Consider the following 22470-nt stretch of genomic DNA (forward strand, 5'->3'; position numbering starts at 1 on the left):
CCTTGCAAAACATAATGCTTTTTGTCAAATTGGGGTTATCTTCGCATTTTCCGGATTTCAAATATGAAGAAACCGCAATTTTATGTCCTTTCTGCCGGCGTTGTGCTGGTCGCGTTGTTGTTAGTACTAGGTGGTATGCTACCTGCCATCAAAGGGCATAAGGATAAAGAAAAATCAGCACTGGGGCCTAACAGGGGCAGTCAGGGTGGAGTAATCGCCGACCTTTCAATAGATTCGCTGATTACATCAGACAAAAGAAACCTACCTCCGGATCAGTTGTCAAGAGTAGAGTCTTTAGAAAAATCCCTGTCGCCCGGGAGTGACAAATCACATCAACCCGATATTCTTCATCAGTTGGCCCATTTCTGGAGAGATACCGGCAGGGCCTTTGTTCCCTATGCCTGGTACACGGCTGAATCAGCCCGGTTGGAAAATTCGGAAAAAAGTCTGACCTTTGCAGGCCATCTTTTGTTGAATCAGGTGCAAAGGGAGGAAAATCCTGCGCTCCGGAGGTGGATGGCATTGCAGGCGAAAGACCTGTTGGAGAGATCTTTAATAATAAATCCGGCCAATGATTCGTCAAAAGTTGGTATTGGTGCGGCCTATCTGTTTGGCGATATTTCTGTCGCACCCATGGAGGGGATCGCAAAGATCAGGGAAGTCACCGATCGGGACAGCACAAATATTTACGCCCAGATGACGCTGGCTCTGGGTTCGTTGATGTCCGGCCAGACTGAAAAAGCCAGGGAGCGACTGCATACGGTGGTACGGATGCAACCCAATAATATACAGGCGCTTCTTATGTTGGCTGATCTTTATGAACGGGAGGGTGACAAAGCCAATGCTTTGACCTGGTACCGGAAATTATTGCCGGAGGTTAATCGTAACGATCTAAAAGCCGAGATTGAAAAGAGGATTAAGGTTCTTGAAAAATAGACCCTGATCCGGATATATTTTAAAACAATTTTAAAAAAATTTTTGTAGTATGCCTTGTGGTAAGAAAAGAAAACGTCATAAAATCGCGACTCACAAACGCAAAAAAAGACTGAGAAAAAACCGCCATAAAAAGAAGAAATAAGCTGATTTTATTTTTTTCCGGCCTGAATACCGGGGATAGTATGAGACCTTGCATGTACTGGTGAATAACTACCGGCCCGCGCGGGTGTTCATACTATTCCAGGTTATTGTTAACAAGGTTGGTCGACCTGGTGCGTGCAAAATCACTCCTTCATCATTGCCATATTCATTCCTTCCGCATGCAATAGAAAGGTTTACCGGCCGGGATTAATGCCCGTTTTCGGGGTATATTTACGTATGATGAACATTTCATGAATAAAGAAGTGATAATTAATGCTGCCCCCACAGGTGTGGAGATAGCATTACTGGAAGATAAAAAGCTGGTCGAACTGCACAGTGAAAAAAATGATGCCCGTTTTGCAGTCGGAGACGTTTATTTGGGGAAGGTAAAAAAACTTATCCCCGGGCTCAATGCCGCGTTTATAGATGTGGGGTATGAGAAAGATGCCTTCCTTCATTACACCGATTTGAGCCCCTATGCCAGGTCGCTCCTCAAATTTACAAACCTGGCATCCAGCGACAGCGGACCTGAGCCGTTTGATTTCTCAAAATTTGTACCGGAACCGGAAATCGTAAAAACGGGAAAGATCACCGAGGTTTTGGGTGGTAAGCCATCCGTGCTGGTGCAAATCCTAAAGGAGCCCATCGCGGCGAAAGGACCCAGGTTAAGTTGTGAACTCTCCCTCCCGGGGCGCTACGTGGTCATCACCCCTTTTAACAACATCGTTGCCGTTTCAAAAAAGATACATTCTGCGGAAGAGAGAAAAAGGCTGCAAAAAATCATTGAAGCGGTCAAACCGCACAATTTCGGTGTCATCGTAAGAACAGCCGCTGAGGGTAAGAATACCGCAGATCTGCATGAAGACCTGACGAACCTTGTAAAGTCCTGGTCTATTTTGCAACAAAACCTGAAAGGCGCCAAGGCCCCAACTAAAATATTAAGCGAACAGAACAAGACTAACAGTATCCTTCGCGACCTGCTCACTGCCGATTTTAACAAGATTGTCGTTAACGATAAAAGTCTTTACAACGAAACCCGGAATTATATACAGAAAATAGCTCCGGAAAAAGCAGATATCGTTGACCACTATCAAAGTCCGGGTAATGTTTTCGATTCATTCGGGGTTACCAAGCAGGTTAAGGGGTCATTTGGCAAAACAGTAAACCTCAATAGCGGCGCTTACATAATCATTGAACACACAGAGGCCCTCCACGTTATAGACGTAAACAGCGGGTACAAAAGCGTTGGCAATAACCAGGAGCAAAATGCCATTGAAACCAACCTGGAAGCAGCAGAAGAAATCGCCAGACAGCTACGGTTGCGTGATCTGGGTGGTATTATTGTAGTGGATTTCATTGACATGAAACTCAATGAGAACAAGCGAAGGTTATATGAGAAAATGGACGACCTGATGAAAGTTGACCGGGCAAAACATTCGGTGCTTCCTATCTCAAAATTCGGACTTATGCAAATCACGCGTCAACGGATGCGCCCCGAAGTCAATATAAACACCCAGGAAGTCTGCCCCAGTTGTAATGGAACCGGAAAAATATCCTCATCGCTTGTACTCGAAGACGAAATTGAAAGGAACCTGCATTACCTGATCACTCATAAGCATAAAGGCCTGAAGCTGGTTGTACATCCGATCATGTATGCCTACCTCACCAAGGGTTTTTGGTGGAGCAGCAAGATTGCCCGGTGGAATAAGAAATTTGGTCAGAAACTACGAATGGATAAGGACAGCAGTTTTTATCTGACGGAGTATCATTTCTTCGATATCAATGATGAAGAAATAAAAATGTAAGCTATTGTATTGCGTATTTAGCCCGGACATCATAGTCCGGGTTAATTTTTATTGATCAGAAATCTGAAAGGCTTTTCCTCCGTTTCGCGCAGAAACTCAAGAATTCTGGTCTTGCTGGCAGTGATCCGGTTGCGGTTCAGTAACTCAAAAATCCTGCAAAAATTATCTGCTGTCTCCTCTGCTGCCACGATGGAGTGGAGGTCCTCCAATTCGGACTCAAGCTGCCCCGGGGAGAGAACATGACCCCGAGTCAGATAAATGATTTCCCTTTTGTTCTGATTCTTGTTCATAAAATTTCGGAGTTGGTTGAAGGCGCCTGGGTCAGCATGTTCATACACAGGTTACCTTAATATATATAAAACAATACTCTATGCCCTGGAGTTCTATTTTTTTAAAATAAAGTACATTACACTCCAAACTCAAATAATTATAAAGAAATTATCATGCCTGTTTGGGGACCTGCCGCAGCGGAAGCAAAATTTACCATTCTCGTCGCACCTTTAGACTGGGGTCTTGGGCATACCACCCGGTGTATTCCCGTAATCCGGGGGTTACTGCAAAAGGGCGCGGATGTTATACTGGCGGGCAATGAAATTCAGAAAAAGATACTGAATCCCGAATTCCCGGATTGTCAATTCCTGGACCTGCCCGGTTACAATATTCGCTATTCACGAACTGGGAGGGGGTTTAGTTTCAGGATCCTGCGGCAACTGCCTGGCATCCTCCGGTCCATTCAAAAAGAACGGCGATGGCTGCGGAAGGTAACAGATCAACACAAGCTGGATGCCGTGATCAGCGACAATCGATATGGGATGTACAACCCCCGCATCCCCTGTATTTTAGTTACACATCAGCTCAGGATCAGGATCCCATACTCCCGGATGCTTGAAGACCTGATTCAAAAAATTCTTTATCGATGGATTCAGCGGTTCAGCGAATGCTGGATACCCGACTTTCCCAAAGCTCCGGGTCTGGGTGGTGAGCTTTCCCATCCGCAACAAATGCCCTCGGTTCCCTGCCGGTACACAGGCCCTCTTTCGCGTTTGAAGTATTTCCCGACAAGTAAAAAAAACAACAAGGTTCTGATCCTTCTTTCCGGACCTGAGCCTCAGCGCACCCTGTTTGAAGAGAAGCTTTTAAGTGACCTTCAATCAGGTATTATCGAGGCAGACCTCGTGCGGGGTCTGCCAGGCGATCAAATCTCTCTACCGCCTATTCGGGGCGTGCGTTATTTCAATCACCTGAGTTCGGAGGAGATGAACCGGGCTGTCCTGGAAGCCGGTTATGTGATTTGCCGCAGTGGATATAGTTCAATCATGGACCTCTACTCGGCTGGTGCAAAGTCAATTCTGGTTCCTACGCCCGGTCAAACCGAACAGGAATATTTAGCAAGTCTGCTGGAGCGAAACCATTTTGCTCCCTATTGCAGGCAAAATAAATTTAGTCTGAAAACTGCTTTAAGAAACGCGAAGGACTTTCATTACCAGTCAGGCGACCCCGAACTCAGCAATCTTCTGCCGGAGATCCTGGATCATTTTTTGGGGAGATTATAGGCTACCGTCCGTACACCAGCGATGGATAGTCTACCTCCACCAGTGTTTTAGCTGCCCGGTCAAAATCCTCCCAAATATTGCAATCCACCCGGATAATGGCAATGCCGGACGTGGGTATATTGTCGATATGTGAGCGGGTGATATCGTTCGTAAAATTAGTTACCCCAGGGTTATGCCCCACTACTGCCAGTGTATTAACATTTTCTCTCAACCATCTTGCCGTTTCCATGTAATTGAGGGTATCTCCGAGATACAGTGCCCGGAAATAATTGACATGGTCAGCAGAAATGCGATGTACCCGGACAAAATGTTCTGTTGTCTGTTGCGTGCGCATAGCCGGACTGGAAAAAATCCTATCAATTCTGTAGCCTTTTTCCAACAATCTTTTGGCCATCAATTCCGCATCCCGGTGTCCCCTTTCGGTAAGCTTCCGGAAAAGATCGCTTCCAAGGCTCTGCTCCGCCTTTGCGTGCCGAATAATGATCAAAGTCTTCATAAATAGTTTTTTCCAGAGTCTAAGTTACAAAATGCCTGCAATGTAACCTTGGGTCTTGCGTTAAAAAATTCAGTTCCACTACAAAGAAAAGACTGATTTTAATGGGCGCGCACAATATCCCATTAGAGATTGCTTTCCAGGCGTATAGAAGTAAATTGCTAGGACCCCAGAATCTAATTGAAGCATTATTTCTGCCTGCCGGATGCATAAGATTATCTGTAATCCACACATGCTGAAAAATGTGGATAAAAATATTTTATAATCCTTGATTTTTCACTTATTTTTATGAATTGCTATATCGCATTATTCCTTAATAAGCCAAAAAAAGCTATATGAAGCTTACAGTTTCGCAACTTAGAACCATCCTATTTATAGGTGCGGGTATGGTTTTAGCCAGAATTAAAGAATCGACAGAGTCTCCATAATGAAAGTCCCCCGGTAGCTGCCGAAAAGACTTAAATTTCATCTATTGTGCGCTTGTCCCTCTGTGTGAAGGATGTAGATGCTTGCTTATTGCGTGTCCCCGCCTTACTTTTTCGAAAGTCAATAAATCAAAAAACAATAAATATGAAAGTAAAAACCCTTGCTTACATGCTGATACCGCTGTTTGCTCTTGGCATTAGCACTCATTTGCTTGCGCAAACCAAATCCGTCTCCGGTACGGTATCAGACGAGAACAACAATCCCATTCCTAACGTATCGATAACCATAAAGGGTACAACCACGGGTACAACCACGGATGAGAACGGCCGATACACCATCACGGCTAAACCCGCTGATGCCCTGCTTTTTTCCGCGGTTGGCTATAAACCAATGGGGATAGCGGTCGGCAGTGGCTCAGTCATCAATATGACTATGGTACTTGACGTGACCGGTCTTGGTGAAATAGTTGTGATTGGTTACGGCACGCAACGAAAAAAAGATCTGACGGGGGCTGTGTCGGTTGTAAACGTAGACGACATCAAAAAGCAACCTACAGCCAATGTGGTCGAACAATTGCAGGGCCATGCTTCGGGTGTGACCATCATTCAATCGGGACAACCGGGCGAGGAACCCAGTATCAAAATCAGAGGGATCAACACTTTCGGTAACAACACGCCCATGTACGTTGTGGATGGGGTTCCGACTTTTGGCATTGCCTCTTTAAATCCTGCTGACATAGAGAGTCTCCAGGTATTGAAGGATGCGGGAGCGGCGTCAATTTACGGATCTCGTGCTTCTAACGGCGTGATCATCATCACTACAAAAAAAGGTAAGGGAAAGGTAAATATTACCTATGATGGTTATTACGGAATGCAATATGTGAAGAAAGGAAATGTTTTTGACCTTTTGAATCCTCAGGAAATGGCCAACCTGAAGTGGATGGCACTGAAAAACACTCCAGGAAGTTTTCCTACCGATGATCCCCTCTACGGCAAAGGTGCTACACCGGTTCTGCCTGACTATATTATAGCCGGGAAAGTGAACGGTTTGGCTGTAACGCCCGCGGATGCTGATCCTTCCAAATACTACGTGAACCCTAATTATACAACGGGATCTGATTTTGACCGTTTTTACCGGATCGTAAAAGCGAACAAGAGCGGGACTGACTGGTTTCATCAAATTATGAAAGATGCACCTATCACCAACCACAACCTTACCATGTCCGGCGGTGGTGAACAGGGTACCTTTCTCATGTCACTCAACTATTTTGATCAGGAGTCCAATCTGCTTACTAAATATTATAAAAGGTATAGCGCCCGCGTAAACACCACCTACAAACTTGGCAGAAGCATTAGGGTCGGAGAAAACATGGCCTTTACGCTGAGCCGGAATCCCAGGGAAACAAACAACAGCGAGGGTAACCCCGTCAGCATGTCGTACCGGCAGCAACCGATTATCCCTGTTCATGATATCATGGGAAATTATGCCGGCACTTACGGTGGTAAACTTGGCAACGCCACGAACCCGGTCGCCAACCTGATGAGAAGCAGCGACAACGTGGATTATGGATCCAGGCTTTTGGGAAATCTGTATGCCGAGGTCGATCCTTTCGCAGGGCTTACCCTTCGGACCAGCTTTGGTGGAGAGCTTAATTACTGGAATGGAAACTGGTTTAGCTTCCCTGCCTATGAGAATGCAGAAAATGGTCAGTCTAATACTTATGGCGAATGGTGGGGTAGAAATTATACCTGGACCTGGAGCAACACGGCTACCTACAAAAAGGTGATCGGTATTCATGATTTCACGGCGCTGATCGGTTCTGAAGCCGTAAAGTATCGTGGTATGGGAATGGATGGCTCCAGAACAGGCTATTTTTCATTTGACCCAAACTATACTAACATGGGCAATGGATCCAGTTCGCCGAATGTAAGTTCGTGGAAAGACTACAACTCCCTGATGTCTTACTTTGCCAGACTCGATTATAGCCTCTTGGATAGATACCTGTTGAGTGCGTAAGACGCGATGGGGCTTCGAAGTTCGTTAACTATCCCTGGGGTACATTCTGGGCGGTAAGTGCCGGCTGGCGCGTTTCTCAGGAATCCTTCATGAAGACCATTGACTGGCTCACGGAACTGAAGATCCGGGGCAGCTACGGTATCATGGGTAACCAAAATGCAGGTTCAGGAAACTCATTTACCACTTTTGCATCAAACATAAACAACTCCTGGTATGATGTCAATGGAACAAATAATACGCTGGTTCAGGGTTTCTACAAGAACTTTATCGGCAACCCCAATGGCATCTGGGAAAGTGATGTGAATGCTAATATAGGCTTCGATGCCAATATTAAAAATGGATTAATCGATCTTTCAGTCGAATACTACCGCAAAGACATCAAGGATCTTCTCTACACAGCACAGCTACCGGGTACAGCGGGCGGCGCAGGCCGTCCGGCGGTAAATATTGCCAAAATGAAGAATGACGGTATTGATATCCGGTTGGGAACAACGACGGTTCTGGCACGGGATCTGACCCTCAGAGGGGACCTCACATTTACCAGTTATCATAACAATATCGTAAGAATTTCTGACGGAAGTACTGAATTTTTCGGTAACTGGGCCCGGAACGGTGCGAACACCATCAACAGAGTTGGTGAGCAGGTAAGCTCTTATTTCGGCTACCGGGTAGTTGGATTCTGGAATAGTCAGGCAGAGATTGATGCAGCCAATAAACAGGCGCAGGCTAAAGGCGCAGACGTTTATCAGGGCGGCATGGGTGTGGGCCGCTTCAAATATGACGACCTTGGGAAAGGTTTTGTAACCCCCGGTAGCCGGGTTATTCTGGGTAGCCCCAATCCTGATTTTTCATATGGACTGAATCTGGCGCTGTCGTACCGGTTCCTCGACTTCAGCGCCTTCTTCTATGGCCTGCAGGGAGCAGAAATATACAACCAGGTTAGGTGGTGGACGGACTTCTATGGCGACTTCGCCGGTGCCAAGAGCAAGACGGCCCTTTACAATTCCTGGAGGCCGGACCATATGAATGCGAAAGCACCGATTCAGGAAAACAAAACCACTTTCAGCACCAGTGATGTGGCCAGCTCATACTTCGTAGAAAATGGCTCTTACTTACGTTTGAAGAATGTTCAAGTGGGTTTTAACTTTCCAGCTGAACTGTTAAAAAAGGCCCATCTCAACCGGGCACGTATCTATGTACAGGGTGCAAATCTTTTCACTGTGACAAAATACACCGGCCTGGAGGTTGAAGTAGGTGGCGGTACCACCGGTGTGGGCAGGGATGAAGGTATGGTACCTATTCCCCGGCAAGTTATCGTGGGTCTCAATCTGAACTTTTAACCCATCTAAAATCATTTTGATATGAAAACATTTAATATATTCAGAATCACTGTTACAGCAATTGCCCTGGTTTTTCTGACAAATTCCTGCGGCAAATCTTTTCTCGAATATAAACCCCAGGGCAGTTTAAATGAGCAGACGCTCGCCACCCTTCCGGGACTCACCGGTCTGTTGATAGGAGCCTATGGTGCGCTCGACGGTACTTATACCGTAGGCTGGGGTTCCTGGTCTACATCCCAGGACAACTGGATCTACGGGAGTATTGCTTCCCCCGATGCACACAAGGGAAGTGATGCCAGCGATCAGCCACCCATGAACTCCATTACAAACTGGAGTACCGACCCCAGCAATGGGTTTATGAGCGATATGTGGCGCGCCATGTATGAGGGTATTGCAAGATGCAATTCGGTATTAAAAGTCGCCGGCGCCACTAAAGATGTGCCCGCTGAACAAATGAAACTGTTGGTTGGCGAAGCCAAGTTTCTGAGAGGAGTGTATTATTTTCAGCTAAAGAAAATGTTTAATATGGCGCCTTGGATCGACGAAACTACGACCGATTATAAACAACCCAACGACAAAGATATCTGGCCGAAAATCGAAGCCGACTTCAAATTTGCGATGGACAACCTGGGTAATACAGCTCCCTCGGTAGGCAGGGCTAACAAATGGGCAGCAGCGGCCTATTTAGCAAAAGTCTATCTGTACGAGAAAAAATACAATGAGGCCAAAGCGCTTTTTACAGATGTAATCGACAATGGCGTTACCTCACAGGGAGCCAAATATGATCTGTTACCAGAATTCGAAGACAATTTCAGGCCGGAAAAAGAGAATGGACCGGAGTCTGTTTTCGCTATTCAAATGTCGGCCAATGACCAGTCACCGGAAATTGCACATGCAAACTTCGCGTGGATGCTGAATTTCCCCTATGGTGGACCGTTCGGCTGTTGTGGTTTTTTTCAACCTTCCTTTGATCTGGTGAATTCTTACCGGGTAGATGACAACGGACTTCCAATGCTGGATACCTATAACTCCGAAGACGTAAAAAGTGATTTCGGTATCACCTCAGAGACTCCATATAGTCCCGACGAAACAAATCCGATAGATCCCAGGGTCGACTGGACCGCAGGCCGCAGGGGCATCCCCTATCTCGACTGGCAGCTTTACCCCGGCATGTCATGGGTGAGAGACCAGGCTTACTCAGGTCCGTATGCGCCCAAAAAGAATGTGTTCTGGAGAAAAACTTCCGACAAATACTGGGACAAAAGATCCTGGGCTCCCGGTTCCGCTATTAATGTGTTACTGATACGATTTGCAGACGTGCTGTTATTGGCCGCTGAGAGTGAAGCACAGGCCGGATCATTGGAAAAAGCGCGGCAATATGTAAATAGGGTGCGTACCAGGGCCGCTAATCCTGCCGGCTTTGTTTACAAATTTGTGAACAGTACAAAACCTGAACTCGGTTTCTCCCCAACACCCGCGGCTAATTACAAAATAAGTAATTACCCGGCCTCTTATTTTACGAGCAAAGCGGCTGCATTGAAGGCCATCTATTTTGAAAGAAAGCTGGAGCTTGCCATGGAAGGCCATCGCTTCTTTGATTTGTCGAGGTGGGGTGAAGCCAACGCGCAGATCAACGCGTATTATGCCTTCGAGGGAAAAAAGACCCCGGATATACGACAGGGAAAATGGACGCAAGGAAAAAATGAGTACTACCCAATACCTTTGGATCAGATCGATGTAAGCAAAGTAAACGGCACTGCTACATTAAAACAAAACCCCGGATATTAAATACAATTTAACCTATTTTTGACGGAGGCACAAGTGCCTCCGTCTTTTTAATTATTCCCAAATGAAGAAATATTTTTTCCCAATAGTTATTTTCTTTTTAGCCCTTTCATTGTATGCATGTAAACAAGGGGGACCGCGGATAAATCCATACGAGAATACACTTCATCTACAACCGGCTTTCCTGGCGATGCTTGACACGCCCAATTACACGAAAATAAAATTTGATGATAACCAGTTTGAATTTGGGAACCTAAAGGATGGTGACAGTGTCAGTCATACTTTCACCTTCACTAATATTGGCAGAAAACCGCTTTTCATTAATAAAGTATCGTCTACATGCGGTTGCACCGTCAGCGATTATACCCGGGACCCGGTGTTTGAAGGTGAATCCGGAAAAATCAAGGTCACGTTTCACAGTAAGGGACAGAAAGGTCCTGTCCAAAAGGTTGTCACTATTGAATCCAACACCAGTAACTACGCGCACCATACGCTGTATGTTCACGGAGAAGTGATGCCTTGAGAAGACGGGTCGTCTGAATAATAGACGATAGATATTAGACGCGGGATATTAGACATTAGACATTAGATACTAGACGTTAGATACTAAATTTAATATATATATATATATATATATATTAAATCTTAACCTGCCTACGGCAGGCAAGCCTCAGCCTAAGTCTCAGGTTATTAATAACCTCTTTCGTCCTTGCCTTCCATGTAATTCATAAAGGCCTGGTTAACCACCCGGTTACCCCCGGGCGTAGGGTAGTCCCCGGTAAAATACCAGTCGCCCAGGTTATTGGGACAGCTTTTGTGCAGATCCTCAACACTCTGAAATATCACTTGTACGGGAATATTTATTCCTGCGGGCGTAATCATTTCGGCAATCTTATTGCTCAGTTCAACCACCGTAGTGCCTTTATAAAGTTGCTTCACTACATTCTCGGTGTGCAGGAGATTTGCAGCTTTCAGTTCCTTGCACCGGTCCCAAAGCTCGTCCAGGCGCTCTTCCTCGCCCTTATCCTTTAAAGCTTCCACTGCAGCATTAAAAGCAATAAAATCGCCCATTTTGCTCATATCAATACCGTAACAATCGGGATAGCGGATCTGAGGCGCAGAGGACAAAACCAGGATCTTTTTAGGCTGAAGCCTCGCCAGCATCCTGATAATACTCTGCTTCAGCGTAGTACCCCGGACAATCGAATCGTCTATCACAACGAGGGTATCCACACCCGGGCGCACAGTCCCGTAAGTCACGTCGTACACGTGCTGGACCATCTCATTCCTGCTTGCATCTTCCGTGATGAATGTTCGCATCTTCACATCCTTGATCGCAATCTTGCCGAAGCGGATGCGGCGGTTGATCATTTCACTCAGCTTTTCTTCATCATAGTCCTTCCCCCAGTTCAGGATCCGCTCCACCTTGATCTTGTTTAGATACAACTGCATCCCCTTAAGCAGACCAAAAAATGCTACTTCCGCAGTATTGGGAATATAAGAGAATATCGTATTCTTCAGGTCAAAATCGATGGCTTTCAACACCTGCTCACTCAGGTTGTATCCCAGCGCCCGTCTTTCCCGGTAGATTTTTTCATCACCACCCCTGGAAAAATAGATCCTCTCAAAACTGCAGGCCTTTCGTTCTTTGGGCTCAACGACCTCAACAATTTCGAAACTGCCGTCTGCCTGCACGATGAGTGCGTTCCCAGGCATCAGTTCTTTCACCTCATTTTCGCCAACGTTAAATGTCGTACGGATTGCGGCTCTTTCTGAAGCCGCCACGATCACTTCATCATCCACATAGTAATAACAGGGACGAATTCCGTGCGGGTCGCGAAACACAAATCCTACAGCGTCGCCGGTAATGCCTCCCACTGTGAACCCCCCGTCAAATTTTGGGATTACTGTACGCAACACATCTTTGATACAAACCTGTTCGGGATTCTTTTCATCAGCATCCACCAACGCCTTATGGATCACCTCCATCATGGCCGCCAGATCGCTTGATTTCTGAAAATCGCTGGGGACAATGCCCAGGTCCTCAAACAACTCATCTGTATTGACCAAATTAAAATTGCCCGCCAATAGAAGGTTGCGGGCAGGAAACGTGTGTCGTTTAACGAAGGGGTGGCAAAATTCCACATTATTTTTGCCGTGGGTTCCGTACCGGAGATGCCCCAGCATCACCTCTCCTAAAAACTTGACATGCCCCTTCATTAGTCCCGGATGGTTGACAATATCCGGATTCTGCTGCTTTAGGTCGTTTACCTCGTCCCCGATGCTCTTGAACAAAGCCGAAATAGCCTGGGGTTCAGCGCTGCGGCTCCGGTGCATAAACGGATACCCAGGCTCCACATTTAACTTAACGGCCGCAATTCCTGCCCCATCCTGCCCCCGGTTATGTTGTTTTTCCATAAGCAGGTATAGCTTGTTCAGTCCCCACATAACCGTACCGTAAGCTTTCAAATAATAGGAAAACCTTTTGCGCAGCCTGACGAAAGCAAGGCCACATTCATGTTTTATAGGATCACTCATACTTGTAAAAAAGAAAACCGCAAAATTAAACTAATTTTACGAATTAATTTCTTTTCCCGTATTATCCCCCGCCATGCGCCAGCCAAACACGACGACAGTGGGTCAGTAGTTGATCAGATCCTCTACCACTTGGCTCAATCGTGCCTTTGCCAGATAATTAAGTTCCAGCTCCCGGTTAAACGGGACCGGTGTGTCCAGCGAACCACAACGCATTACCGGAGCATCCAGGCAACCAAAGCAATTTTCCCCGATCCAGGCGGCAATTTCCCCCCCTATTCCACCGGTAATATTGTCTTCGTGAAGGATCAGTGCCCTTCCGGTTTTGTAAACGGAGGCCCTAATTGACTCGCGATCCAGCGGGGCCAGGGTTCTCAGATCCACAATCTCTATCGAGATTTCCGGGTGCTCCCCGGAGAATTCTTCTGCCCAGATAACGCCCATACCATAGGTTATGATTGAAATATCATCGCCCTCGTGAACGATCCTTGCCTTGCCAAATTCAATTTCATAGGGTCCGTCCGGAACCGGACCGCTGACACTTCTGTACAAGCCTTTATGTTCAAAAAAAATGATGGGATTAGGATCGCTGATCGCAGTCATCAGCAAGCCCTTCGCATCAGCGGGGTTTGAAGGATAAACGACTTTCAATCCCGGAGTATGGGTAAACCAGGCCTCATGGCTCTGACTATGAAAGGGGCCCGCACCCACGCCCGCACCGGTTGGCATACGAACCACCACATCTGCCGGCTGACCCCAACGGTAATGAATTTTCGCCAGGTTGTTTATAATCTGGTTGAATCCCATGGTCACAAAATCTGCAAATTGCATTTCCACAACAGACTTATACCCCTGGATACTCAGGCCCAGGGCCGATCCCAGTACCGCGCTTTCACAAAGAGGTGTATTCCGGACCCGGTCCCGTCCAAATAGTTCAGCCAGTCCTTCAGTTACTTTAAAAACGCCTCCATATTCAGCGATATCCTGTCCCATGAGTATCAGGTTGGGGTACTGCTGCAATGATTGTTGAAGTCCCTCACGTATCGCATCCACAAATCGTTTTTGATTTACCGGCCATTGGTCCGAATCTATCTGTGCCGGGGCCGGCCGATAGGCCATAAACAAATCGCCGGTTTCTTTTTCAGTGTTCACGATAACCGGAGGATCATTTTCCGGGATTGCGATCTCCTCTTCAATTTTTTCTTTGAGATTTTGTCTAAGATCATTCGCGACCTCATCATTCAATACGCCGATTGATAGTAAATACTGTTCAAAATTTGCGATGGGATCATTCCCTGCCCAGAGTTCAAACAAATCAGCGGGAACATAGTCCGTGCCACTGGCTTCCTCATGACCGCGCATCCGGAAGGTCATGCACTCGACCAGAAAGGGTTTTTGATACCGCAGACAATACTCCCTTGCACGCTTAATAGTATCGTAAACGGTGAGAATATTATTTCCATCAATGGTAATCCCTTCCATACCATAACCTTTTGCCCTGTCTGAGAGCGACACGCAGCGGTATTGCTCCTGAGTGGGCGTACTAAGCGCGTATCCGTTGTTTTCAATCAGGAATATGACGGGTAGGTCCCAGACAGCCGCGAGGTTAAGGCCTTCGTGAAAATCCCCTTCGCTGGTAGCTCCTTCCCCCGAGAATGCCAGGGTAACCTTATTGCTGCAGGATAACTTATGCGCTAGCGCAATACCATCCGCTACTGCAAGTTGCGGGCCCAGGTGGGAAATCATCCCGCAAATATGGTGTTCGCGGCTTCCGAAATGAAAACTGCGCTCCCTGCCTTTGGAATACGTATCCTGATGCCCCTGCCATTGCCTGAACAGGCTGTGTAACGACATATTTCTGGTGGTAAAAACACCTAACTGACGGTGCAGGCTAAGTATCCACTCATCCTGTTGCACAGCAAGCGTGGCGCCTACGCTGATCGCTTCCTGGCCGATACCACTAAACCACTTGCTGATCTTACCCTGACGTAAAAGTATCAGCATTTTTTCTTCAATAAGCCTGGGGTATAACAAGCTTTTATACATGTGCAGCAATTGGCCGTTGGATAAATTCTTTTTATCAAAAGTCATATTACAAACCTACCAAAGAAAATGGCTTCTGCCGAAAATGATTCGCAATTCAATGACGAATTACGAATTACGGAATTACGAAATTAATAGCCGGAACTTAAAGTAGACGTAAGCCAAACAAGTTTCTACTATATCAAATGTGACATTTTTAGACACGGTTCTCTTAATTACAGACCAATCGTAATTCGTCATTGATCATTTGTATTTGAGTGCCGCTCTAACCGTAAACTTCGGGATTTACAATGTTCAGAAGTCTTTCGCCTTTCAGGCCTGCGATGGCGTTCCGTGCTGCGATGACGGCCATCTTTTCACGGGTTTCTACGGTGGCAGACCCAATATGGGGAAGCACGCAAACATTAGGCATCAGCAACAATGGATTATTCTTATCCATAGGTTCGGGGTTCGTTACATCAAGGCCGGCACCCCAAATCACATTATTGTCCAGCGCCTCTTTCAGGTCTGTTTCGTTGTGTACCGCTCCCCGGCCGGTGTTGATAAAAATAGCGGTAGATCTCATTTTTGCGAAAGCGGCTTTGCTGAAAACGCCCCTGGTTTCGGGAGTCAGGTTGACATGCACCGAAATAACATCACTATCACGCAGCAATTCGTCAAATGATACGTAACGCGCGTCAAGCTCCTGTTCAGCCTTTTCGTTGTGGTTCCGGTTGTGGTAAATGACCTTCATGCCATAAGCGGCTCTGCATTTTTTTGCCATCTCAAATCCAATACTCCCGAGCCCGTAAATACCCAGTGTCTTTCCGGTCAGCTCGGTACCGAGGTCCGCCAGCGGTTCAAACTCTTTCCATTCCCCATCCAGAATTTTCTTATAATTATGAAAGGCCTTTCTGGACACAGCCAACAATAACAGGAATGCGATGTCTGCTGTTGCTCCGCTCAGAATACCTGGCGTGTTCCCTACCGGAATACCGAGCTCTGTAGCCGCAGCTATATCCACGTTGTCGTAGCCAACAGAAAACAGGGATACGACTTTCAGTTGCCTGTTTTCAAGCAAGAACTGACGGTCAATCCTGGATTTACCAACGACCAGCAGTGCATCAAATTGCCGGGATGTTTCCAGCAATTCGTTGTAGGAAAGACTCCCCGCCCTGTTGTTCGTGGCAACCTCGAGTCCGGCTTGTTCCAATGTATGTACACCGGCGGCGGGAATGGGTCTGGTTAAAAAAATTTTCATCTGAAAATATACCTTTTGCGGTTAGCTTCAAAGTTCAGAAAATCCATTGATGAAGACACAACAATTTTTGACGACAATCTCAAGGTCTGCTACCGGACCAAATCACGGCCAGTATGATTTAAGGAAGTTCATTGGTCACCAGCTCCGTGAACCTGAGTCCGGATTCTCCAAAATTGATCAGCAGGCCGCCAGGCAGGTTCAGTGCCTCCAGATAATGATTAGCCTGTTCAATATGAAAATCTTCAAGCCTGGGTATCGCTTTCAATTCCAGGTAAATTTGTTTCTCGACAAGGAATGCTACCCTGCGTGTACCAACGACTTCATTCCTGTAGTGCACCGGCATTTCAATATTCTGTACGAAATCGAGTTCCGCAACCTGCATTTCCAGATCCATCGCGTTTTGGTAAATCTCCTCTTCAAACCCGCCACCAAGCGTGACATGGACCGACATGGCACAACCAATGATCCTGGTCATGACCGCTGCATATCCGGGTGCCTCGTGGTTCATTTCTTTAGTCAATATTTTTTGCGACAACCGCGAAGTCTTCAGATTCGCATGGCTGTCCAGGTTTAGAGTTGTTAGGGGCCGGCTTGAATTCATAAAACGACAAATTACAATCATTATTTGATAGGACCGATCAAACAACGATTGATGGGCAATGACCAAATGATAAATCTCCTGTTTAGTTGCAATCTGAATTTGACCGCAAAAAGGGACTTGAACAAAAATCAGGCCGAAGCGCAAATATCGTAAATTCCCGGATATTTTTGTCTCTTTTTTATAAAAAAAAACCCGGCATCATTTCTTAAAAGGATCCAATGTCCTGAATAATGATCTTTAACGGGCAAAAAAGCAAACAAATAACGAAAGACATCAGGCTGTGAGTATAATTATCAACAGTTGGTGAAAAATAATAACTAAATTATTCACCAACCCATGAAGATGAAGATTTTGCACCGGCAAAAGACCCGTATTGCATTCAAAAAATGCTGTCTTATCTAACAGCCGGTCGGGTACCGGAAGACAACCAGTCACCGCTGATTAACCGCCGCTTACCGACTTATTACGCCTATAACAGTACTTTGCATTGCCTAATACTACCCGATACCAATATCTTTGTACCACAATTCCAGAAAATGAAAATCGAAAATACACAAAGTCAGATGCGAAGAGGAATTCTTGAGTTTTGTATCCTGTCGGTGATAAAAAGGGGGGAGGCTTATCCAAGCGATATCATTGAGGAGATGAAGCGCGCAGGTCTGCTGATACTGGAAGGAACACTTTACCCACTGCTGACCCGGCTAAAAAATGCGGAAATGCTTACTTACCGATGGGAGGAAAGCCCAGCCGGCCCCCCAAGGAAATATTTTTCGCTGACCCCAAAAGGTGAAAAATTCTATGGCGAACTGGAATTAACCTGGAAAGAACTATCAGAGGCTATCAATACCCTTACCGCAAAATTGTAAAAACCAACAAACCCCATAAAAAATGAAAAAAATCATCCAAATAACCCTAGGGGGCCGGAATATTGCCATCGAAGACACAGCCTACGAAAAGATCAGGGCCTACATCGACAACCTCCGGGAGCACTTCAAAAATGAGGAAGGCCGGGATGAGATCATAGCCGATATCGAAAGCCGGTATTCCGAACTCATGAGTGATAAAATCCGTAAAGGTGCTCCGCATATCACGGAAGCAGACGTGGAGGAAATGATTGCATCAATGGGTCAGCCCGAAGACTTTGACCGCGAGGAAAACGCCGGAGAAGAGGAACACACAGCCGGCACTGGATTCAAGGAAAAACGCCGTCTTTACCGCGATGCAAACAACAAGATACTGGGGGGAGTCTGCAGCGGAATCGCCAACTGGCTGAACACCGATCCTACACTAGTTCGGGTATTGTTTGCCATCATTGCTTTGGGCGGTTTTGGCACCGGAGTATTTATTTACCTCGTACTCTGGATCGTCCTCCCGGCACGCAATATGAACGTTTATCACGGTAAACGTTTGTTCCGGAATCCGGACGATCGCGTCCTTGGGGGAGTTGCCGGCGGGCTGGGCGCTTACTTCAACATCAATCCCAATCATATTCGCCTGGTGTTATCCATCCCCCTGATCCTGAGCATTTTGAAAAGCATGCATTTCTGGGGCTGGAACGATCACTTCGATCTGTTTCCCAACCTGTTCTTTGGCTCACTGACGGGAACTTTTATCCTGGCTTATATTGTACTTTGGATCATTCTGCCCGAAGCAAAGAGTCCGTATGAAAAAATGGAAATGTATGGCAAGACCGTAGACCTGAATACAATCAGGGAAAACGTTCAAAACACAATGGGTGATGTGAAGGAGCGATTTCAAAACGTTGGTAAAGAAATGCAGGATTCCGCCCGCAAATTCGGCCAGCAGGCTGGAACCTTCGCCAGCACGAGGGGGCGTGAATTTGGGAAAGAATTTGGCCAGGCGGCCCGAAGAGGTGGCACGGGCGCAGGATATGTCATCGGCATGATTTTCAAAGCTATCTTTATTTTCATTGCAGGAACCATTGCCATCTCCCTGTTTATTGCATTCCTTGCTTTTGTCTTCAGCGGACTAGCCTGGGCGCCAATAAATAATTTTCTTTGGACAAGTGATCAGCAGCAAATGTGGGCGTGGGGGACCCTGCTGTTTTTCGTAGGCGCACCCATTGTTGGTATTTTGGTCTATCTGATCCGAATGATCTTCAGCATCCATACTCCCGGGAATTACCTGAATTGGATGTTCGGGGGTTTGTGGGTAGTTGGATGGGTTTGCCTGATCATGTTCGTAACCAGCGTATCCAATGACCTTAAAAGAGACGAACAGACGGAAACATCGGTCAATATTTCTCAGCCGCCGAATGGAAAAATGTTCCTGACCGTAACCGAATCGGGACTTGAATATAAGAATGATTTTCGGTGGATGAACCGGGGAGACGACATGCGGGGATTCAGCATGACTGATGATACGCTTCGGCTGTCTACCGTGAATATCAAATTTGAAAAAAGTGCCGATTCGATTTTTCACGTCACACTCCGAAAAGAGGCAGTTGGCAAAACAGATGAAGAAGCCATGAGCCGTATCCGGAAGATTAGTTACCCCATTAGCTTCAAAGACAGCGTACTTGATCTTCCCAGTGGTTATGCCATCGATAAAAATAGCAAATATCGCTTTCAGAACCTGACGGTGTTAGTGCAGGTACCCGTAGGAGGGAAAATACAGATTGACCCCAGTGTCAGGTCAAAACTCAATAGCGGACAGATAACCTTCAACCGTAACCGGGGTTTTGTCAGCGGCAACTGGGGTGACATAGGTGATTTCAACCGTTATCGGACTAATGTGGAATACACTATGGATGCCAGTGGTAATCTGATGAAGGGTAATGAAATAGTTGCAACCGATTCAACAAGATCCGGAACATCTTATAGTTGGGGTGAACCAGGTAGTGCAGCCTCTGCAAAAAACCCGGCTTCGGAGAGCTCGAAACCTTATCGGTATCAGGACGCCATCTCCCCAAATGGAGCGGGAGGTAACAGCGGCACCATCGCTCCGCCAAAAGACGATGATGCGTCAAAAGCTGCTCTCCGCAAAGAAATGGAGCAAAAGGAACGGGAGTTGCAGGAACTGAGGAAAAAGCTGGGCCAGTAGCCAACCTAAATCAAGTCGAAGATGCGCGGGGCGGGCTCGCCTCGCGCATTTTTTTGTGAACGCCGGTCCTTCCACCAAAAGGAGTTCTACGAAAAGCAAATCCATTCAGTCGCAGGCTTTCCGGCTATTCATTTATCTTTGCCCCTTTCAATGATAACGTTAATGAGCACACAACAATTCTCGGAACAGGAACTGATCAGGAGGGAAAAATTACAGAAACTCAGGGAGGCGGGGATCGACCCCTATCCTGCCGCTCTTTATCCCGTCAGCCACTATTCGGCAGATATAAAATCAAACTTTACCGAAGATAATAAAGATCTATATGCAGACGTTTGCGTCGCTGGCCGCATTATGAGTATAAATGATAAGGGGAAGGTCTTCTTTATCAAAATACAGGACAAACAGGGCATCCTCCAACTCTATCTCCGGCGTGATGATCTCTGCCCCGGAGAAGATAAGTCGTTTTGGGATGTCGTTGTAAAACATGGGCTGGACCTGGGCGATTTTATTGGTGCAACCGGGTATGTATTTATCACTAAAACGGGAGAAACTTCCGTACACGTCAAAACGTTGACGCTCTTATCAAAATCGTTGAAGCCGCTACCGGTGGTCAAGCGCGATGAAGAGGGTAATGTATTCGATGAAGTAACTGACCCCGAATTCAAATACAGGCAACGTTATGCAGATATGGTCATCAACCCGGCCATCAGGGAGACTTTCATCAAACGTACCCGGCTTATTGACTCGATGAGAAACTTTCTAAACGCGCAGGGAGCACTGGAAGTGGATACGCCTGTGCTGCAATCGATCCCAGGGGGAGCTGCAGCCCGTCCTTTTATCACACATCATAACGCCCTGGACGTTCCTTTTTACTTGCGGATAGCCAATGAATTATACCTGAAGAGACTGATTGTGGGTGGATTTGACTGGGTTTACGAATTTAGCAGGAACTTCAGAAATGAGGGTATGGACAGGACACACAATCCCGAGTTCACCATCCTGGAATTTTATGTAGCGTATAAGGATTATTTCTGGATGATGGAGACCACGGAACAGATGATGGAAAAAGCCGCCATTGAAGTATGCGGAACAACATCAGTAACCGTGGGCGATAAGACCATTTCTTTTAAAGCGCCCTTCAAACGTATAAGTATTTTTGACGCCATCGAGGAACATACCGGACATGACATCAGCGGGCTGGATGAAGAAGGATTGCGCAGTTTTTGCCGCGAGCTTGGGATTCACGTGGACAATACGATGGGTAAAGGCAAACTGATCGATGCCATTTTCGGCGAAAAGTGTGAAGAATATTATATTCAACCCACTTTCATTGTGGATTACCCCGTTGAAATGAGCCCGCTAACCAAAAAACATCGCAGTAAGCCGGGGCTCGTAGAAAGATTTGAGCTGATGATCAACGGCCGCGAAATTGCAAATGCCTACAGCGAGCTCAACGACCCGGTTGAACAGCGGGAGCGCTTTGAAGAGCAAGCCAGACTGATGCAGCGCGGCGATGAGGAGGCAATGTATATCGACAACGATTTTCTCCGGGCACTGGAATATGGCATGCCACCCACGTCGGGGATCGGAATAGGCATTGACAGGCTCGTCATGCTGCTCACTAACCAGCCTTCCATTCAGGATGTCCTGTTCTTCCCGCAGATGCGGCCTGAAAAACAGGATTAATCCGGATCTGTTATCGGGGAATTTTGAAAGCGTCCGGCGACGTCAATCCAATTTCATAACCTGCACATTCCTGGAAAAACTTTCATCAAGGCTGATTAGGGTTTCGGTTCTTTCAATGCCTTTGATTTTTTGGAGTTTCTCATGCAGCACAACACGCAATTCGCTGATATCCCGGCAAACAATCTCGGCAAACATGCTGTAATTACCCGTCGTGTAGTTCAGTCTGACTATCTCCCTAATTTTAAATAGTTCCTTTGCGACCGAATCGTAAAGCGAGCTTTCTTTCAGGTAGATGCCGATAAAAGCAATTACATCATAACCAAGCAGTTTCAGGTTGGTATTCAGTTTCGTGCCCAGGACAACGCCATCTTTTTCCAGTTTTTTGATCCGCACGTGGATGGTGCCACCCGATACAAACAATTTTTTTCCCAAATCTGCATAAGAGATCTCCGCATTATCAGTCATGTGCTGAATAATCTGCAGATCCAGTTTGTCAAGATTCAATTTGTTACTCATTTCAGCATTGTTTTTTTAACGATTTTAAACTAATGGCACAAATATTTGAACGTTTTCTAAACTTTCCAAATTTTCATTAAATTATTTGCAATCATTAGTTTATTTTATTTAATTTTGTCTTATCAAAGTTCTTTTATACTGTGGGGTGATGAAATTCTTGGCAGACATACCCTCTTGTCTCGGGGGTGGAGAGCACAGGATAAACACTGCATAAAGCCGATGGCGCTGCAGCGCCACCGACTGGGGTTGACCACCAGTAGGTTGAAGGTAGCACCTTCTACAAGTTTGTGC

Annotated in this window: 17 protein-coding genes; 10 read left to right on the forward strand and 7 right to left on the reverse strand. The window is 46.3% G+C overall.

What is annotated here, in order from left to right; all coding sequences use genetic code 11:
* Positions 1-63: 63 nt before the first annotated feature.
* Together AC3WS5_RS01255 and AC3WS5_RS01260 are read left to right on the forward strand one after the other, a co-directional pair.
* Positions 64-936 (forward strand): tetratricopeptide repeat protein, encoded by an 873-nt coding sequence (locus tag AC3WS5_RS01255; RefSeq protein ID WP_492465375.1) that lies wholly within the window; start codon positions 64-66, stop codon positions 934-936.
* Positions 937-1328: 392 nt separating this feature from the next.
* Entirely contained in the window at positions 1329-2882 is a 1554-nt protein-coding gene (locus AC3WS5_RS01260) for an Rne/Rng family ribonuclease (protein ID WP_492465376.1), read from the forward strand.
* 41 nt (positions 2883-2923) lie between these two features.
* On the opposite strand, the gene AC3WS5_RS01265 is transcribed toward AC3WS5_RS01260, so the two are convergent.
* On the reverse strand, positions 2924-3172 hold the full coding sequence (locus tag AC3WS5_RS01265) for a hypothetical protein (protein ID WP_492465377.1): 249 nt from the start codon (positions 3170-3172) through the stop codon (positions 2924-2926).
* A 153-nt stretch (positions 3173-3325) separates the two neighbouring features.
* Between AC3WS5_RS01265 and AC3WS5_RS01270 the strand changes: the two genes are divergently transcribed.
* Complete coding sequence (locus tag AC3WS5_RS01270; protein WP_492465378.1) at positions 3326-4435, forward strand: glycosyltransferase; 1110 nt, start codon at positions 3326-3328, stop codon at positions 4433-4435.
* A 1-nt stretch (position 4436) separates the two neighbouring features.
* On the opposite strand, the gene AC3WS5_RS01275 is transcribed toward AC3WS5_RS01270, so the two are convergent.
* Positions 4437-4931 carry a SixA phosphatase family protein gene (locus AC3WS5_RS01275; RefSeq protein ID WP_492465379.1) on the reverse strand — a complete coding sequence of 165 codons (495 nt, stop codon included), beginning with the start codon at positions 4929-4931 and terminating at the stop codon, positions 4437-4439.
* Between the two features lie 567 nt (positions 4932-5498).
* Between AC3WS5_RS01275 and AC3WS5_RS01280 the strand changes: the two genes are divergently transcribed.
* The 4 genes from AC3WS5_RS01280 (at position 5499) to AC3WS5_RS01295 (ending at position 11018) form a co-directional block, all read left to right on the forward strand.
* The gene (locus AC3WS5_RS01280; protein WP_492465380.1) at positions 5499-7370 is read left to right on the forward strand and encodes a SusC/RagA family TonB-linked outer membrane protein; all 1872 of its coding nucleotides are present in this window, start codon (positions 5499-5501) and stop codon (positions 7368-7370) included.
* Positions 7352-8710, forward strand: a complete 1359-nt coding sequence (locus AC3WS5_RS01285) for a TonB-dependent receptor domain-containing protein (RefSeq protein WP_492466461.1) — start codon at positions 7352-7354, stop codon at positions 8708-8710. Before AC3WS5_RS01280 ends, AC3WS5_RS01285 begins: the two co-directional genes overlap by 19 nt.
* Before the next feature lie 21 nt (positions 8711-8731).
* Positions 8732-10498: a RagB/SusD family nutrient uptake outer membrane protein gene (locus AC3WS5_RS01290; protein WP_492465381.1), complete on the forward strand. Its 1767-nt coding sequence runs from the start codon at positions 8732-8734 to the stop codon at positions 10496-10498.
* A 61-nt stretch (positions 10499-10559) separates the two neighbouring features.
* Entirely contained in the window at positions 10560-11018 is a 459-nt protein-coding gene (locus tag AC3WS5_RS01295) for a DUF1573 domain-containing protein (protein ID WP_492465382.1), read from the forward strand.
* A gap of 167 nt (positions 11019-11185) precedes the next feature.
* Here AC3WS5_RS01295 and AC3WS5_RS01300 read toward each other — a convergent pair whose 3' ends face one another.
* From AC3WS5_RS01300 to AC3WS5_RS01315, 4 genes are all read right to left on the reverse strand, one after another.
* Positions 11186-13033 carry an amidophosphoribosyltransferase gene (locus AC3WS5_RS01300; RefSeq protein ID WP_492465383.1) on the reverse strand — a complete coding sequence of 616 codons (1848 nt, stop codon included), beginning with the start codon at positions 13031-13033 and terminating at the stop codon, positions 11186-11188.
* Between the two features lie 102 nt (positions 13034-13135).
* A complete protein-coding gene (locus AC3WS5_RS01305; protein WP_492465384.1) occupies positions 13136-15076 on the reverse strand; it encodes an alpha-ketoacid dehydrogenase subunit alpha/beta in 1941 nt (646 codons plus the stop codon).
* A gap of 262 nt (positions 15077-15338) precedes the next feature.
* A complete protein-coding gene (locus tag AC3WS5_RS01310; protein ID WP_492465385.1) occupies positions 15339-16313 on the reverse strand; it encodes a 2-hydroxyacid dehydrogenase in 975 nt (324 codons plus the stop codon).
* A 118-nt stretch (positions 16314-16431) separates the two neighbouring features.
* Positions 16432-16914, reverse strand: a complete 483-nt coding sequence (locus tag AC3WS5_RS01315; RefSeq protein ID WP_492465386.1) for a GxxExxY protein — start codon at positions 16912-16914, stop codon at positions 16432-16434.
* A gap of 386 nt (positions 16915-17300) precedes the next feature.
* On the opposite strand from AC3WS5_RS01315, the gene AC3WS5_RS01320 reads away from it, so the two are divergent.
* The 3 genes from AC3WS5_RS01320 (at position 17301) to lysS (ending at position 21663) form a co-directional block, all read left to right on the forward strand.
* Entirely contained in the window at positions 17301-17780 is a 480-nt protein-coding gene (locus AC3WS5_RS01320; RefSeq protein ID WP_492465387.1) for a PadR family transcriptional regulator, read from the forward strand.
* A gap of 22 nt (positions 17781-17802) precedes the next feature.
* The gene (locus AC3WS5_RS01325) at positions 17803-19977 is read left to right on the forward strand and encodes a PspC domain-containing protein (protein ID WP_492465388.1); all 2175 of its coding nucleotides are present in this window, start codon (positions 17803-17805) and stop codon (positions 19975-19977) included.
* 162 nt (positions 19978-20139) lie between these two features.
* Positions 20140-21663 (forward strand): lysine--tRNA ligase, encoded by a 1524-nt coding sequence (lysS, locus tag AC3WS5_RS01330; RefSeq protein WP_492465389.1) that lies wholly within the window; start codon positions 20140-20142, stop codon positions 21661-21663.
* A 42-nt stretch (positions 21664-21705) separates the two neighbouring features.
* Here the strand turns inward: lysS and AC3WS5_RS01335 are convergent, their stop codons facing one another.
* On the reverse strand, positions 21706-22179 hold the full coding sequence (locus AC3WS5_RS01335) for an Lrp/AsnC ligand binding domain-containing protein (protein ID WP_492465390.1): 474 nt from the start codon (positions 22177-22179) through the stop codon (positions 21706-21708).
* Positions 22180-22470: the final 291 nt, after the last annotated feature.

Source organism: Niabella sp. CPT15-335-S11 (genome assembly GCF_058792415.1).

Coding starts and splice junctions, on each gene's coding strand:
- AC3WS5_RS01300 (WP_492465383.1), bottom strand. CDS start 13,033: ATGAGTGATCCTATAAAACATGAATGTGGCCTTGCTTTCGTCAGGCTG.
- AC3WS5_RS01325 (WP_492465388.1), top strand. CDS start 17,803: ATGAAAAAAATCATCCAAATAACCCTAGGGGGCCGGAATATTGCCATC.
- AC3WS5_RS01270 (WP_492465378.1), top strand. CDS start 3,326: ATGCCTGTTTGGGGACCTGCCGCAGCGGAAGCAAAATTTACCATTCTC.
- lysS (WP_492465389.1), top strand. CDS start 20,140: ATGAGCACACAACAATTCTCGGAACAGGAACTGATCAGGAGGGAAAAA.
- AC3WS5_RS01255 (WP_492465375.1), top strand. CDS start 64: ATGAAGAAACCGCAATTTTATGTCCTTTCTGCCGGCGTTGTGCTGGTC.
- AC3WS5_RS01315 (WP_492465386.1), bottom strand. CDS start 16,914: ATGAATTCAAGCCGGCCCCTAACAACTCTAAACCTGGACAGCCATGCG.
- AC3WS5_RS01275 (WP_492465379.1), bottom strand. CDS start 4,931: ATGAAGACTTTGATCATTATTCGGCACGCAAAGGCGGAGCAGAGCCTT.
- AC3WS5_RS01265 (WP_492465377.1), bottom strand. CDS start 3,172: ATGAACAAGAATCAGAACAAAAGGGAAATCATTTATCTGACTCGGGGT.
- AC3WS5_RS01260 (WP_492465376.1), top strand. CDS start 1,329: ATGAATAAAGAAGTGATAATTAATGCTGCCCCCACAGGTGTGGAGATA.
- AC3WS5_RS01320 (WP_492465387.1), top strand. CDS start 17,301: ATGCTGTCTTATCTAACAGCCGGTCGGGTACCGGAAGACAACCAGTCA.
- AC3WS5_RS01310 (WP_492465385.1), bottom strand. CDS start 16,313: ATGAAAATTTTTTTAACCAGACCCATTCCCGCCGCCGGTGTACATACA.
- AC3WS5_RS01335 (WP_492465390.1), bottom strand. CDS start 22,179: ATGAGTAACAAATTGAATCTTGACAAACTGGATCTGCAGATTATTCAG.
- AC3WS5_RS01280 (WP_492465380.1), top strand. CDS start 5,499: ATGAAAGTAAAAACCCTTGCTTACATGCTGATACCGCTGTTTGCTCTT.
- AC3WS5_RS01305 (WP_492465384.1), bottom strand. CDS start 15,076: ATGTATAAAAGCTTGTTATACCCCAGGCTTATTGAAGAAAAAATGCTG.
- AC3WS5_RS01290 (WP_492465381.1), top strand. CDS start 8,732: ATGAAAACATTTAATATATTCAGAATCACTGTTACAGCAATTGCCCTG.
- AC3WS5_RS01295 (WP_492465382.1), top strand. CDS start 10,560: ATGAAGAAATATTTTTTCCCAATAGTTATTTTCTTTTTAGCCCTTTCA.